The 14,064-nt window shown below is 40.9% G+C and carries 16 protein-coding genes; 8 read left to right on the forward strand and 8 right to left on the reverse strand.

Annotated elements, in window-relative coordinates; genetic code table 11:
- Positions 1–55: 55 nt before the first annotated feature.
- The 4 genes from CBW18_RS12895 to CBW18_RS12920 form a co-directional block, all read right to left on the reverse strand.
- On the reverse strand, positions 56–1,093 hold the full coding sequence (locus CBW18_RS12895; protein ID WP_088301746.1) for a FecR family protein: 1,038 nt from the start codon (positions 1,091–1,093) through the stop codon (positions 56–58).
- 92 nt (positions 1,094–1,185) lie between these two features.
- A complete protein-coding gene (locus tag CBW18_RS12900) occupies positions 1,186–1,776 on the reverse strand; it encodes an RNA polymerase sigma factor (protein WP_088301747.1) in 591 nt (196 codons plus the stop codon).
- Positions 1,777–2,370: 594 nt separating this feature from the next.
- Positions 2,371–3,519: a bile acid:sodium symporter family protein gene (locus tag CBW18_RS12910; RefSeq protein WP_088301749.1), complete on the reverse strand. Its 1,149-nt coding sequence runs from the start codon at positions 3,517–3,519 to the stop codon at positions 2,371–2,373.
- Positions 3,520–4,047: 528 nt separating this feature from the next.
- Positions 4,048–4,422, reverse strand: coding sequence for a helix-turn-helix domain-containing protein (locus CBW18_RS12920; RefSeq protein WP_088301751.1), 375 nt, complete (start codon positions 4,420–4,422; stop codon positions 4,048–4,050).
- Positions 4,423–4,649: 227 nt separating this feature from the next.
- Between CBW18_RS12920 and CBW18_RS12925 the strand changes: the two genes are divergently transcribed.
- The 4 genes from CBW18_RS12925 (at position 4,650) to CBW18_RS12940 (ending at position 8,038) form a co-directional block, all read left to right on the forward strand.
- Positions 4,650–5,258, forward strand: coding sequence for an NAD(P)H-dependent oxidoreductase (locus CBW18_RS12925; RefSeq protein WP_088301752.1), 609 nt, complete (start codon positions 4,650–4,652; stop codon positions 5,256–5,258).
- Between the two features lie 111 nt (positions 5,259–5,369).
- A complete protein-coding gene (locus tag CBW18_RS12930; protein ID WP_088301753.1) occupies positions 5,370–6,191 on the forward strand; it encodes an AraC family transcriptional regulator in 822 nt (273 codons plus the stop codon).
- Positions 6,192–6,335: 144 nt separating this feature from the next.
- A complete protein-coding gene (locus CBW18_RS12935; RefSeq protein ID WP_088301754.1) occupies positions 6,336–7,436 on the forward strand; it encodes a catalase family peroxidase in 1,101 nt (366 codons plus the stop codon).
- 2 nt (positions 7,437–7,438) lie between these two features.
- Complete coding sequence (locus CBW18_RS12940) at positions 7,439–8,038, forward strand: cytochrome b (protein ID WP_088301755.1); 600 nt, start codon at positions 7,439–7,441, stop codon at positions 8,036–8,038.
- Between the two features lie 709 nt (positions 8,039–8,747).
- Here CBW18_RS12940 and CBW18_RS12950 read toward each other — a convergent pair.
- The gene (locus CBW18_RS12950) at positions 8,748–9,647 is read right to left on the reverse strand and encodes an SDR family oxidoreductase (protein WP_088301757.1); all 900 of its coding nucleotides are present in this window, start codon (positions 9,645–9,647) and stop codon (positions 8,748–8,750) included.
- Positions 9,648–9,890: 243 nt separating this feature from the next.
- On the opposite strand from CBW18_RS12950, the gene CBW18_RS12955 reads away from it, so the two are divergent.
- The 4 genes from CBW18_RS12955 (at position 9,891) to CBW18_RS12970 (ending at position 11,517) form a co-directional block, all read left to right on the forward strand.
- On the forward strand, positions 9,891–10,082 hold the full coding sequence (locus CBW18_RS12955) for a hypothetical protein (RefSeq protein ID WP_088301758.1): 192 nt from the start codon (positions 9,891–9,893) through the stop codon (positions 10,080–10,082).
- Positions 10,083–10,254: 172 nt separating this feature from the next.
- Positions 10,255–10,707 (forward strand): PA2169 family four-helix-bundle protein, encoded by a 453-nt coding sequence (locus CBW18_RS12960; protein WP_088301759.1) that lies wholly within the window; start codon positions 10,255–10,257, stop codon positions 10,705–10,707.
- Positions 10,708–10,756: 49 nt separating this feature from the next.
- A complete protein-coding gene (locus CBW18_RS12965) occupies positions 10,757–11,023 on the forward strand; it encodes a hypothetical protein (RefSeq protein ID WP_140418677.1) in 267 nt (88 codons plus the stop codon).
- Entirely contained in the window at positions 11,023–11,517 is a 495-nt protein-coding gene (locus CBW18_RS12970) for a 2'-5' RNA ligase family protein (protein WP_088301761.1), read from the forward strand. The genes CBW18_RS12965 and CBW18_RS12970 overlap by 1 nt, the downstream gene beginning before the upstream one ends.
- 90 nt (positions 11,518–11,607) lie before the next feature.
- On the opposite strand, the gene CBW18_RS12975 is transcribed toward CBW18_RS12970, so the two are convergent.
- The 3 genes from CBW18_RS12975 to CBW18_RS12985 are packed head-to-tail and all read right to left on the reverse strand — an operon-like array spanning position 11,608 to position 14,048.
- Complete coding sequence (locus tag CBW18_RS12975; protein ID WP_088301762.1) at positions 11,608–12,246, reverse strand: nitroreductase family protein; 639 nt, start codon at positions 12,244–12,246, stop codon at positions 11,608–11,610.
- Between the two features lie 32 nt (positions 12,247–12,278).
- Positions 12,279–12,701, reverse strand: coding sequence for an organic hydroperoxide resistance protein (locus tag CBW18_RS12980; protein ID WP_088301763.1), 423 nt, complete (start codon positions 12,699–12,701; stop codon positions 12,279–12,281).
- 24 nt (positions 12,702–12,725) lie between these two features.
- Positions 12,726–14,048 carry an aldehyde dehydrogenase family protein gene (locus CBW18_RS12985; RefSeq protein WP_088301764.1) on the reverse strand — a complete coding sequence of 441 codons (1,323 nt, stop codon included), beginning with the start codon at positions 14,046–14,048 and terminating at the stop codon, positions 12,726–12,728.
- Positions 14,049–14,064 lie beyond the last annotated feature (16 nt).

Consider the following 14,064-nt stretch of genomic DNA (forward strand, 5'->3'; position numbering starts at 1 on the left):
TTTGGTTTGGTTTAGTTTGTTGAGGTTAATCTATTTCATACGGTAAGGTCTATGTCTACTCATGCGTAATCAGGAGTTGATTTTTATTGATGATAACTTTTACATCAAATACTTTTTTAATTACAAAAAGGATGTCTTCTGCACTACCTGAAGGGACTGCGCCCGAAAGTCGTTTACCCTTGAGATCATCAGCATGTATGGTCACCTCGTAACCATAGGTATCTTCGAGTATTTCGGCAATGTCGTTTATCGTATAGCCTTCCACATTGAGCTCTTTTTTCGTCCAGGACTCACTTGCAGCCGCAACTTTTTGTGTTTCTTTAAGAATCTGTTTGCCATCGTATACCAATACATCGCCCGGCTTCATGATCCTGGAGAAAGCAAATGGTCCCTTCTTTTCAATTCTCAGGCCTCCAGTCAGCAAAGCGATCTCCGTACGACCTCGTCTATCTTTAATGTTAAACTTAGTACCCAATACAGTCAGCTCTAAACCGTTTACGTGAACCTTAAATGAGTCGGCTTGCTGAAATCTGTTTTTTAGCGCCACGTGCTTCACTGCAAATGCAGCTTCACCCTCCAGCCATATTTCCCTAGGTTTATCAGAACGCCAGTTGCGTACATAGTGAATCCGGCTATTACCGTTTAACATCACATCAGATGAATCGGGAAGTGTCGCACTGCGCAATTCTCCGTAATCCGATCGGACCACCTGTTTTCCTTGCTGCATCAGTTCAGCGATAGTAAAATAAACGGCTAAGCCTGCAGCGATGGCAGACATCCATTTACCTGCACGTTTAAGCGGCATCACATAAGAACGTTCCAAATGATCGTGTCTTGCAATCCTTTCGCTGATTTGTCCCCAGATGGATTCAGCACTATTTTGAGCAGTGTATATTTGCTGACGATGTAACATCAGTATCCAACTTTCCGCTTCTGCCATTTCTTTTTCCCTGTCGGGATGTGCCGATAATACCTTTTGCCAAAGCATTTTACTGGCTTGGTCAGGATGCAAAACGTATTGTATGAAGTTTTCATCGTCAAAGAAATCCAGCGCACTATAGCTGCTGTAATCAGTTGCTTTCAAGTTATTCATGATTTATTAATGTTATATACACATAGAATTCACATTTTACCCCAAGCAACTCATTAATTTTTTGAGTGGAGTAAAAGAGCTGGTAAGTGCAGTTACTTTCTGGAGAGATTCAGCAGGTAAAGTATCAGTAAGTAATCAAACCTTGGCAGGTGTTGCTTTAGCGAATCAATCGCCCTGTAAAGTAGTTTGTAGGTTGCTTTTGTAGAAAGTTGCATCACATCCGCAATTTCATTAAAGTCCATTTCCTCAAAATAACGAAGGTGAATAACCTCCCGCTGGCGAGGCGTCATTTTATCAAGTGCAATCGCAAGATTTTCCTGAATCTTCCTGGTTCGCTCTGCACTGATCATGCGATGATCATGGCCCAGTTCAATATTAAAGGCTATTTTTTCTTCTGTCGCAGGAAAAGCCATAATCTTTGGCAAATAATCCAATTTTCGGATTAAACGCCTTCTGAAAGCCTTATAAATATAATTTTTTACAGAATTTGTAGCATTGATTTTTTCTCTGTCAATCCAAAGCTTAACAAACAGATCCTGTATAATGTCCTCTATAAGATGATCATCTGGTGTAAATTTATGACCATAATTAAAGAGCAATTCGTAATAAGCATCAAATATAAATTTCAACGCACGCTCATCACCGTACCGAAATTCATCCCATGCCTTTTGCTCACTGGTCATATTTTAGTTGGCTGTTTATAAAAAATAATCGGAAGCATATTCAAAGATGAAAAAATGTTTTGAGGAACAATTAAAAATCAAAAAATTGTTTGCAAACCAGCACGAATGACCTCGATAACTGCAACCATAGATAGATACGAAAGGGATAGGTCAGAAAAGAAGCATCAGTTGGCAACAACTCTTCTAAATTCAGCATCTATCAAATCCTTTTTAATAAAGTGTCTACGGCTCCCAAAGTACGGGAGATCATACGACAACAAATTCTTTCCCGGAAGATATGTGAACAGAAAAGCAAGAATAATTGAAAAGGCAAGCGGAATACCGTTTGCTGAATTTGTGATTAAAAATATAGTCAAACCATTGAAAATGACAAACTCCGTATTGGCAATAAAGAGTTCGCCAATAATGCCAATCTATTCGGTAGTCTTGGGAAAGCCTATCATACAAATAGGTAATACGAATTGGCATTAAATAGCTACGGGCAAGCCATAAGTCTCGGTGAGGCAACTGGAAATTCAGGAAAAACGGCAGAGCAATTAAGAAAATTATAGGTAAATAAGTATTGTCTGGTTTCCAGTCAAAGAAATTAAAAAACTACCGTGAAGGTGCCCTGTAAGCAACCTCGTTTTTAGTTGGTTTCCTGTGCCAATAAGAAGAAAGCAAGGAACCTGTGATATTCATTAAAGGACCAAATACCGCAGGAGCAAGTCCAACAGTGGCCATTTTGCCCATCTCTTTGGCTATGGCCGATGCTAACCCGCCGTTCTGCATGCCCACCTCAATAGCCATAGTTCTGCAGTCACGTTCCTCCATTTTAAATAACCTCCCTGACCAATAACCTAAAACATATCCGGTCAGATTATGAATCAGTACCAGTAATATTAATTTGAACCCTATATCCAATAAACTGTTATGCCCTGCAGCTGTGATAATCATGATGATAAACGCAATCCCAGACATAGATATTAAAGGCATAATTTTTTCAACCCACTGATGCTTATGCCGCAATAATCGATTAAATATTAAACCTAAAACAATCGGTACAATCACCATCTTGGCAATATCGAACATCATATTTTCAACATTGATGTCAATAAATGCTCCCGCAAGCAGTTTCATCAGTAATGGCGTTATCAATGGTGCCAGTAATGTTGAAACGGCTGTGATCGTAACCGACAAGGCAAGATTGGCCTTTGCCAGGTATGATATCACATTTGAGGCCATTCCGTTAGGTGAACACCCAATTAAAATAATCCCGGCAGCAATCTCAGGTTTAAACCCGCTTATACTGGCCAAAGTCAACCCCAGTAAGGGCATGATTAAAAAATGACTGAAAACACCGATGAATACTCCTTTAGGCATTTTTAATACGTTTACAAAATCTTTAACATGCATAGATGTCCCCATACCAAACATAATGATTTGGATCAAGGGAGTAATGAGCAATGCAAATTTAAACTCGTGATATGAGATAAAATAGTCAGGATAACTTAAAGATGTCGTCACTGCTGCACAGATCAGCAATGTAAAACTAAAGCCCTTTAATAAGGTAAAATTCCTAAAGCCAATTGCAAGTAATAAAAAGGCTACAATAATTTCCGGCACTGCTGTCCGAAAACCGGAACTAAAGCAAATGATCATGGCCATAATTAATAAGGCAACCGCCATAACCAAAACGATCCTGGAAAGATTTGGTTTAAGGCTTTTACCGTCAATATGTTTACTGTTCCCGTGTTTTTCCATATATTTTTAGAAGACTGAGATTCTATTGATGCATGCAAGTGACATCCTTTAACATCATGGATACAAACGAAATAGACGCAACAATGTTGCCCTCAGATGTGGCATGGCAAAATTATCTTTTTAGCAAAAGAAATGAATGGTTATGGTTGGCACCGGAAATACCATTTACACGACATTTATTCAACCGCAACCAACCTCCGAAGCCAAAGGCCGGCAATAAGCACCTTGCCGGAAAGCTGTGGAACAATCCATATCACACTCTGCCCCTTCTCCTGCTTTCCTTATACTCCGAAAGCAATTCACTCTTATAAAACTTATCCCCGGGAAGCTTCATCGGCTTCAGTTGGCTTATGCAAAAGAGCTAGGAAAAGTTCTTGAAGTTATTGGATCGACAGTGTAGCTGGGAATTGGGAGAATTCTAGCCGCATAAGACAGTTCTAAATAAGCTAAATGCAATATTGAAAAAAGTGCTTTATATGATAGCCGCGAGGAATAAAGCTTGATACAAGTTCTTTCATTTTGATTCCTTTACAAAGGACATTCATTCTGTAGTTTATTTCTGTGATTTTTCCCCCAATCAGCCAGGGTATTTACAATGGGAATAACTGTCTTCGCATATTCAGTTGGCTCATAACTAACAATAACAGGTGTGGCTCCCGCTTCAACTTTACGAACTATAACCCCATTTGTTTCCAAATCCTTCAACTCATTTGACAACACCCTGGCAGAAATACCTTCCACAGCCCGCTGTAATTCATTAAAGCGATTATATCCACTAGCGATTCCTACTACAATACGTAATTTCCACTTACCTCCCAGCACATGCAGAGCATCCTCAATAGCCTTTAAACTTTGAATACAGATTAAACTTTTGAATTCGTTTTTATCGTTTTCACTTTCCATCTATTTTATGCAACTAACCTTTATGATAGTACTAACCTTTAGGTTACAACTAACTTTATACAAGCGAATATACATATTTTTGCTTTATCAATTGAAGGCTGTTCCCCATGTAATTGGTGAGTGATTCCCATAGCTATGATACTGAAATTAGTTATAGATCATTGCTGCTGATAAATGGTAAACTAAACACAAAATCATAATAACTGATAATACTTAATAAAATTAAAATGAATACAACAAAAAAAGTGCTCTTGATCAATGCACATCTAACCTACCCTAATCGGTCGGAGGGATTATTAAATCAGGCATTTCATCAAAAAGCAAAAGACTTTTTCCTGTCAAAGGGTTTCGAAGTTTTAGAAACTAAAGTTGAGGATGGATATCATGTGGATATAGAGGTAGAAAAACATCTGGCAGCAGATATCATCGTTTTACAGACCCCAATTAATTGGTTTAGTACGCCTTGGATATATAAAAAATACGTGGATGAAGTTTTTGACGGCGGATTCATTAAATCGACATTCTTTGAAAACGATGGCAGAACACGTCAGGATCCGACCAGACAATATGGAACAGGTGGAAAAATGATGGGAAAGAAATTTATGGTTAGTAGTACGTGGAATGCGCCAAAGGAAAGTTTTGACAATAGCGATCAGCTTTTGTATGAAGGTAGAAGTACAACTGATGCCTTAATAAATATTACAACGACTTATCGTTTTTGCGGGGTGGAAATTGTGCCGGATTACAACTGTTTTGATATTTACAAAGATGGCGGCATCTCAGGCACCTTAGAAAGGTATCCCGAACATTTAGAAAAAGTTTTTAATTTGTCTTAGTCACAACAATTCAGTTCTGCACATCAACAAAGTAATACTTAGTCAATAAAGAGGGTTTTTTATACAAAGAAAATTTTAACCTATATTTATCTCCATTAATCTATCGCGTTTTTGAAAAATTACCTAAATAAGCCTGTAACACAATCCCCATTTATAGAGGTATTTAGGTTGGAGGAATTACGTGCTGGTACTTTCGATTATTATCAGCGGTTTAATTTCCATCAAGTGCTATGGAGTACGGAGATTAACGGAACCATTACTTTTAGTATTGATTTTACTGACTTTGAAATGCATGGCCATCAGGCCGTGGTCATTTACCCATACCAGAATATTAAAATAGACCTGACTGATAAAGAAGGCTATTTATTCTTAATTAATAATGATGTATTCTTTTGGATCAACCAGAAAATCGGTTCCGATTATCTGAATGGGTATTTTATAAACAAGCTGGTATCCTTTGACAGTAAAAGTGCCATAACAATGGGGAAAATCGTTGATTTACTTCTGACGGAGTACGGTGCCGATAACAGGGCTTTAATGATGGAAAGCTATGTTTTTTCGCTTTTATTTCAGGTGTCATCTATTTTTGAAGGAAGCCCGGGGCCCAGAGATTATGTAGATTATCCCGTTTTCGGAAAACTGATGAGTTTGATAGAACTGCATTTTATTAAAGAAAAAGGAACGGCCTTTTATATCAAACAGTTAAATATTTCAGCAAAAAAGCTCAATCAGATCTGCGATAGCATCACCAATAAAAATCTAAAGTATCTAATTCAGGATCGCATTGTTATGGAGATCCGCAAGGAATTGCATCTCGGTAAAAAGACCGTGAAAGAAATAGCATATGATCTGGGGTTTACTGAACCCGCTTACCTTACCCGTTTTACAAAAAAACATACAGGCCTGACCCCAAAAGAATTCTTAAAGCAGTAAAGTCCTTTTTTTTAGCTGGAAAGTGTAATTTTTTTCTTTCTCCCTTACGCTACATTTGTGCGGTAATTAAATAGAAATGGAAAAATACACATCAAGACAAACTATTGTAGTTTGCACACCGGCACCTAATCATATTGGGCTATTATGAAAAAAGAGGCTTTAGTTACCTATCTCAGAACAAAGCGTGTTCCGTTGATATTGTGTGGTATTCTGCTGATTGCAGGAACATTAGTTTTGGCGTTTGCCTGGTCAGCAGGCCTGATTGGCGGACGTATTACTACCAGAACATTTTTAAAGGACACGCCTAAGACATATCCTGCAGGCTACCGTCGTGCCCATGGTAAAGGTATTTGTTTCGAGGGCACTTTCCGTGCCTCTGGTGAAGCTGTACCATATTCTATTGCGAGCGTGTTTGCCCAGCAAAAAGTTCCGGTTATAGGCCGTTTCTCATTAGGTAGTCCCGATCCCTATGCCCCTGATAATTCCACCCGAACGGCCAGTATGGCCTTGATGCTTACTGCTGATGACGGAGAACAATGGCGGATGAAATTGAACAATGAACCTTTTTTTGCTACCCGTGATGCAGAAGGTTTTCTCAAACAAATGGAGGCATATAAGCCCAACCCGTCTACGGGATCTCCGGATCCGGCACGAGTGACCGCTTTTTTGAAAGAATATCCGGAAGCAAAGAAATATGTAAAATGGGATGCGACTGCACCCTGGACCCGCAGTTTCGCCGGAGCACAGTACAACGTTATTAATTCGTTCATTTTAATTGATAAAAATGGCAAAAAGCAGGCAATACGCTGGTCTATGCGGCCACATGCGGCATTCACTTCGTGGAGCGTAAGCCAACGTAAACAAGCCAGCCACGATTTCCTGTTTGAAGATTTGAAAAAGCGTATTCAAAAAGGTCCTTTATACTGGGATTTGGTTATTACATTAGCGGAACCAGGTGATGCGGTAAATGACCCTTCACAGGTATGGCCGGAAAGCCGCAGACAGATAGTGGCCGGCACATTGGAAGTATCCCATGTTTTTGACCAGGCGGATGGTGGTTGCCGGGATGTTAACTTCGATCCTACCCGTGTACCAAAAGGAATTACCCTATCTGATGACCCGGTTCTGCGAGCCCGGGCAGGCATTTATGCTCATTCGCATAGCGATCGTGTACGGGAGATCGGCTATGGTAAGGCTACGGATGCAGTAGTCAAACATCAAAATGATAATCCTAAAAACAAGTAACCATGTCTGGAAAGAAAAATAGACCATCGGCTCCTCCAACGCAATTCAATATTACCGCGCGAATATTGCACTGGCTTATGGCAGCAATGATACTGGCTATGATATTTGTCGGCTTAGGTATGATGACCTCCCTAACCTGGAGGCCCTGGTTACTTGACCTCCATGTGCCTTTAGGTATAGCTATCCTGCTATTGGTCATTATCCGTTTTATAAACAGGTTAAGTTTTCCTGTACCAAAAATGCCTGTTAGCATGTCCAAATTTCAATCGAAAGCAGCAGGAACCTTGCACTGGCTATTTTACGGTATGATGCTGGCTTTGCCCCTCACCGGATGGGCACAATTGTCTGCCGGAGGTTTTCCGGTAAAATTGTTTCCAGGTGTAAATCTTTCTCCAATCCTACCGCAGAGCCCACTTTTATATGCATTGTTACATGACGCTCACAGGGTGATGGCCTGGGCACTTTTCTTTATGGTAGTAGGACACTTTTCGGCAGCATTGTTACATGCCTGGGTATATCGTGACGGGATATTTTCAAGTATCACATGGGGAAGAAAAATGACTATTAGGTCTGAAGAACCTCCTGCCAGCGCGGCAGAATAATAAAAAAAATAATAGTAATAATTGGTTCAATCGAAAAGTCAATGTTTTGTGTTGTAACTTTAGCCAACAATATTAGGTCTTAGAAATAAGATTGTAGGTGATAACTTTATCAAACCCAGCTTTACCATAAGCACACCACTAATGTATTGTCGCGGCATGGTAGTTGCATCTCGACTTAACGCGCTATAACTTCTTATTTAAAAAGCATAAACACAGACTGGCAGGCAAACACTTGCAAAAATTCTTAGCTGCTCATGGCTTTCAAACATATCATGAGCTATGTGAAAATGCTTTTTCTCGCGGAGATATGGGAGACTAATGAGAAAATAATTTTAGTACCAACTTTAAATGGAGGAGAAAGTAATCGACAAAGTGGCTTTCATTCATTAGACTGGAAGAGCATTAGTTGCAATAAAGAAATATCAAATGAGGAATTGGATGCAATTGTTCACAAAGCATGGCGCAGATGTGATGAATAATAGTCTAACAAAATCATACGCTGCGATATATAATAATTAGCTAAGTCTCGTGTTTTATTCATAAAACATATCGTTTTGCAAACTTATTTGCAACCACAGTCAAAACGGCACCGAAGGGCGACAAGTGCTTTTGCCCGGTGGTTGCCTGAACACGAAAAGTGACGGGCAAAAAAATAGGCCATCACATGATAACTGATAAGACGGCCTATTTCCAGATAACTAAATTTCAACTACGGATGTCCGTTTCCGCCTGCTGCACCATAAATTTGTCCGGTGGCATAACTGGCATCGCTGTCTGCAAGTTGCACATAGATAGCGGCCAGCTCTGCCGGTTGACCCGGTCGGCCCAATGGCGTCACCTCACCGAAATTGACGATGGCATCCTGCGGCTGCCCGCCACTGGTTTGTAAGGGCGTCCACACGGGGCCGGGTGCGACACCATTCACACGAATACCTTTTGGCCCCAGTTGTTTGGCCAGTGACTTAACAAAGGCTACATTCGCGGCCTTGGTTTGGGCATAATCGAATAAATTTTCTGAAGGATCATAGGCCTGTACCGAACTGGTGGCAATAATCACTGCACCTTCTGCCAGCAGCGGCAATGCCGCTTTAGTAATCCAGAACGGGGCGTACACGTTTGTTTTCATGGTGGTATCAAAATGTTCGGTACTGATATCCAGGAGTGAATCTACAGCTTGCTGGTGCCCGGCATTGTTCACCAAAATATCTATTCCGCCTAATTTTTCCGCGGCTTCTGCCACCAGTGATTGACAAAAGGCTTCACTGGTGATGTCGCCAGGAATCCCAAAACCCTTTCTGCCAGCTTTTGCTATCCATGTCAGTACTTCATCTGCATCAGATTGCTCCTGGGGTAGATAATTAATTACTACATCTGCTCCTTCTCTGGCATAGGCAATGGCTGCTGCCCGGCCTATGCCAGAATCACCACCGGTGATCAGCGCCTTGCGGCCGGCGAGCCTTCCTGAACCTTTATAACTTTCTTCACCATGATCCGGAACAGGATTCATTTTAGAAGCCAGACCGGGAACTTCCTGCGGCTGTTTTTCAAAGGGTGGTTGAGGGTATCTATTTAAGGGGTTTATTAATGGTTTTTGATCTTGATTAAGCATATTTTGTTAAATTTTTGTGACCGTTTAAACATCCGGATCGATACCTGGCCAGGCCTATCCATCCGGAAAGTATGCTGCACTCCGGCGGCTTACTTATTATTTCAACAGTAAAAATTTAACATTTGTTCAGGATAAAATGGATTTTTTGCATTCGGCGCGATTCTTTTCGGTTACATAGCCAGAAAATAGCTGCCCAATGGCGATAATGCTAAACCTTATGGTCCAGAATGTTGTTTATCTGATATGGATAAGATTAGAAAAGACGATGGTCGTGATGATGCTAAAGTAGATCTTAACGATCCGAATGATATTTCATATGCGGCACAGCAAGCCGGCATCAGCGCTGAAAAGTATAAGGAATATGCTAAGGCAGCCGGTACGAGCGGCAGGCAAGCCATTGCCAAATATATTGAAGAACATGAAAAACAAGCTTAACGCAACAGGAAAGGTACATGTTTTTTGCCGGCTCTTTATAACAGATCTGATCAGAAAGCAAAAATTGCATCCAATTTAAATATCCCTCCTCATATTTTATCATGCAGCTATTTATAAAATTTGCAAACTATTAAGGAGGAGATCAGTTTCTCCTATAACTAAATTATAAAAAATGGAAAATAATCAAGAAATCATCAGTGACCTTAAAAGCCTGGTATCGATTATAAATGATGGAAAAGAAGGATACGAATCTGCTGCTGAAACAACGGAAAGTGCAGATTTAAAAGCCATCTTTCTTCAGTTTGCTGCCGAACGTAAGGCTTACGAACTGGAACTTAAGGCGCACCTGGCCGCACACGGCGGATCTTCAGATAATGATGAGGGTGGTATTTTAGGTGCGATCCACAGAACCTGGATCGACATTAAGGAAGCCTTGAGCAGCAAAGAAGATGTGGCTGTTTTAGGCGCAGTTGAAACCGGTGAAAAAGCAGCCATTGAAAAATATGATGCTTTGATCGGGCATCCGGAAACACATGCCGATCATATTGGTTTATTAACCAGGCAACGAGACGGCATCCAGAAAGCATTATCCGAAATCTCCTTTTTAAAAACATCAAGAGCGTAAATATTTAGTCCTGCCCCACATGCAGGGCTTTTTATGGCATCCTGAAATTATGGAAAAATACAAGATAAAACACGAAGCCGACCAGCACACCTATGAATTTGAAGTGGCTCAGTATCCTTTCCGCGATGGGGAAACCTGTAAGTACACCGTGTTTTATGAAGGCAAAATGGTCGCTTCATTCGAGCCCGATAGCTGTCATGTACTTCATATCTGTAAAAATGATTCAGGTTTTGATGAAACGCTGCTTGGTTTGCTGGCTGATGAAATGGAATACCGCCATCCGGATCTTCTTCCTGATCAGGGAGAAAACAAATAATGGCAGGTGTATGCACTTTAACCCTGCAATTAGATGCTGAAAGTCAGGCATTTTTTAACCGAGAACGCAAAAAGCATTTTCCACCGGCGATTAATTACCTGGATGCACACCTTACACTTTTTCATCAATTGCCTGATGAACATAATACCATTGGAAAAATTACTGAATTGAAAGGTTCAGCTTTTGAGCTGGAGATCACTAAGCCAATGCATTTGGGCAACGGCGTTGCCTATGAAATTAACAGCGATGAAATTATGCGGCTGCATCAGTATCTTGCTGATCTGTTTAAGGCTGATTTGATTCCGCAGGACAGGCAAAAATTCAGGCCACACGTGACCATTCAGAATAAGGTTCAACCTGCAACGGCCAGGGCCTTACTTTCTGATATTCAGCATCACTTTGTCCCTTTTACTGCGGTGGCAACCGGTCTCGACCTCTGGAAGTACCTGGGCGGACCGTGGCAGCATGTTCAAAGCTTTCCTTTTACAGGTTAAATCTGAACCGGATCAGACCGGTTTATTAACGAATGTGCAGTTTAAATACCAATTGGAGGGAAAAATAAAAATTCCCTCCAATAAAAATAATTAACGGTACTCGATGACAAATTCTGATTTCGGATTTCGTACTTTCTTCATTCCGGCTAACCAATCGCCTTCCTGGTCACGATAACCTAGGTACAACAGTGTGACACTGCGCAATCCTTTTTCGTTTAAGCCTAATACTTCATCTACCAATGCACTGTCGAAACCTTCAGCAGGTGTACTGTCTACCCGCAATTCAGCAGCCATCGCAATTGACATGGCAAAACCAATATAGGATTGATGTGCCGTATGGATGAAGTTTTTTTCAGCTGCTTCATCATTTAAATAAATGCCTTTGATCTTGTCTGTATAACTGGAAAACCTTCCGCGCGGCAATCCCCTTTCATCTGTGGTGCGATCATAGATGGCATCAATACGTTCTTCGGTATAATTATCCCATGCGGCAAATACTAAAACATGAGAACAATCCACCATCACTTCAGGGTTTAAAGCATTATGGCTTAGTTTTTCTTTCAGTTCCTGGTTGGATACCACCAAAACCCTGAACTGTTGCAGTCCTGAGGAAGTTGGTGCCAATCTGGCGGCTTCCACAATCTTATCTATATTTTCTTCGCTTACTTTTTTCGAAGGGTCGTATTTTTTAGCGGCATATCTCCACTGTAATGATTCTAATAATCCCATTTTTATTGGTTTTAATTTAATAATGATTCTGATTAATGATTGGTAACTGAAATGCTTACTTCAATGTTTCCGCGTGTAGCATTAGAATACGGACAGATCTGATGTGCTTTATCTGCTAAAGCCTGCGCTTCTTCCATACTCACCTGCGGGATGTTTACGGCTAGCTTAACTGCCAGGCCAAAACCACCGTTTTCGATCTGGCCAATGCTTACTTCTGCCTTCACGCTGGTTTCCCCAGTAGCTACTTTACCTTGTTTGATGATTAAATTCAATGCACTATCAAAACACGCCGCATAACCTCCGGCAAATAATTGTTCAGGATTGGTATAATTATCGTCTGCACCGCCCAGTGCTTTTGGCATGCGCACCTCAACGTCTAAAATACCATTATCGCTTTTAATGTGTCCATTGCGGCCACCTGTTGCAGTTGCTTCTGCTGTATATAAAACTTTCATTTTGAATATAAAATTGTTGTGAATTTATTTTTTTATCTGTAAAACAGCCCTTAAGTGGCTGAAGGTTTCAAAGCTGAATTTGCCATGATATTTGCCGAAGCCAGATGCACCTACGCCACCAAATGGAAGAAAGTGCGAACCTACATGAATGAGTGTACTGTTGATTTCTGCATCTCCGCTGGAGGTACGGTTCAGGACATCGTCTGCAAAGGCCTGATCTTCTGAAAAAACATATAGGGCAAGTGGCTTGGGCCTGCCATTAATTTGATTTAATGCCTCATCAATGTTGGAATAGCTGAGAAAAGGCAGAATCGGACCAAATATTTCCTGTTGCATCACCGCATCTTCCCAATTGACATCATCCATCAGGGTGGCTTCAAAATATCGGCTTTCCAGCGCATAATCACCACCATAAACCAATTTTTCGGGAGCGGCGGCGATATAACCGGCCAGATTTTCCACCTGTTTCCGGGAAACAATTTTTCCGATTTTTCCTAAGCTTTGGTCCTGATAAGTTTCTTTCAGATAAGATTTGATTTTGGAGATCAATGCTCCTTTCACCTCTTCATGTACATAAACATAATCTGGCGCAACGCAGGTTTGTCCGCAATTGGCCCACTTTCCTGTGGAAATCCGTTTAGCGGCCAGATCAAGGTCTGCATCCCGGTGAACAATGCAAGGCGATTTCCCGCCCAGTTCAAGGGTTAACGGAATCAGTTGTTTTGCCGCTGCAGCCATAATGATTTTACCCACATTTGCACTTCCGGTAAAGAAAATGTAATCAAAAGGGAAAGTTAAAAGCAGTGTATTTTCTTCGATTCCACCCTGTACCACCGCTACATATTCCGGCTGAAAAGCTTCTGCAATCATCGTGGCTATGACTTTTGATACGGTCGGTGTATTTTCTGAGGGCTTAAGGATAACCGTATTACCGGTCATCAATGCACCAATTAGTGGACTAAACGTTAATTGCACCGGATAATTGAAGGGGCCAATAATATACGTTACGCCAAATGGCTGGCGGGTAAGTTTACTGACTACATTTTCACCGCCGGGACGGGGCTTTGAAGGTACTTCAACCGGCTGTGCCCATTCTTCAATATTTGCAATACAATAATCCAGTTCATCCAATACCAGCTGCACCTCTGCATATTCTGCTTCCTTCCTGTTTTTGCCCAGGTCTTCCATCAAGGCATCACAAATGGCATCGGTATGTTTTACAAAAACTGCCCTGAACTGTTTAAGCTGTTCTATCCTGAAGCTTACAGATTGTGTTTTGCGGGTGGCAAAAAAACTCTTCTGGTTTTGAAATATGCTGTTAATCTGTTGCTGATCTGTTAATGTCATTTCTATTATTTAATGA

The organism is Pedobacter sp. AJM, assembly GCF_002197755.1.
Lineage (GTDB): Bacteria > Bacteroidota > Bacteroidia > Sphingobacteriales > Sphingobacteriaceae > Pedobacter.

Excerpts from the sequence above, each read along its gene's own strand:
- CBW18_RS12895 (WP_088301746.1), bottom strand. The coding sequence starts at position 1,093 with ATGAATAACTTGAAAGCAACTGATTACAGCAGCTATAGTGCGCTGGAT.
- CBW18_RS12900 (WP_088301747.1), bottom strand. The coding sequence starts at position 1,776 with ATGACCAGTGAGCAAAAGGCATGGGATGAATTTCGGTACGGTGATGAG.
- CBW18_RS12910 (WP_088301749.1), bottom strand. The coding sequence starts at position 3,519 with ATGGAAAAACACGGGAACAGTAAACATATTGACGGTAAAAGCCTTAAA.
- CBW18_RS12920 (WP_088301751.1), bottom strand. The coding sequence starts at position 4,422 with ATGGAAAGTGAAAACGATAAAAACGAATTCAAAAGTTTAATCTGTATT.
- CBW18_RS12925 (WP_088301752.1), top strand. The coding sequence starts at position 4,650 with ATGAATACAACAAAAAAAGTGCTCTTGATCAATGCACATCTAACCTAC.
- CBW18_RS12935 (WP_088301754.1), top strand. The coding sequence starts at position 6,336 with ATGAAAAAAGAGGCTTTAGTTACCTATCTCAGAACAAAGCGTGTTCCG.
- CBW18_RS12940 (WP_088301755.1), top strand. The coding sequence starts at position 7,439 with ATGTCTGGAAAGAAAAATAGACCATCGGCTCCTCCAACGCAATTCAAT.
- CBW18_RS12950 (WP_088301757.1), bottom strand. The coding sequence starts at position 9,647 with ATGCTTAATCAAGATCAAAAACCATTAATAAACCCCTTAAATAGATAC.
- CBW18_RS12955 (WP_088301758.1), top strand. The coding sequence starts at position 9,891 with ATGGATAAGATTAGAAAAGACGATGGTCGTGATGATGCTAAAGTAGAT.
- CBW18_RS12960 (WP_088301759.1), top strand. The coding sequence starts at position 10,255 with ATGGAAAATAATCAAGAAATCATCAGTGACCTTAAAAGCCTGGTATCG.
- CBW18_RS12965 (WP_140418677.1), top strand. The coding sequence starts at position 10,757 with ATGGAAAAATACAAGATAAAACACGAAGCCGACCAGCACACCTATGAA.
- CBW18_RS12970 (WP_088301761.1), top strand. The coding sequence starts at position 11,023 with ATGGCAGGTGTATGCACTTTAACCCTGCAATTAGATGCTGAAAGTCAG.
- CBW18_RS12975 (WP_088301762.1), bottom strand. The coding sequence starts at position 12,246 with ATGGGATTATTAGAATCATTACAGTGGAGATATGCCGCTAAAAAATAC.
- CBW18_RS12980 (WP_088301763.1), bottom strand. The coding sequence starts at position 12,701 with ATGAAAGTTTTATATACAGCAGAAGCAACTGCAACAGGTGGCCGCAAT.
- CBW18_RS12985 (WP_088301764.1), bottom strand. The coding sequence starts at position 14,048 with ATGACATTAACAGATCAGCAACAGATTAACAGCATATTTCAAAACCAG.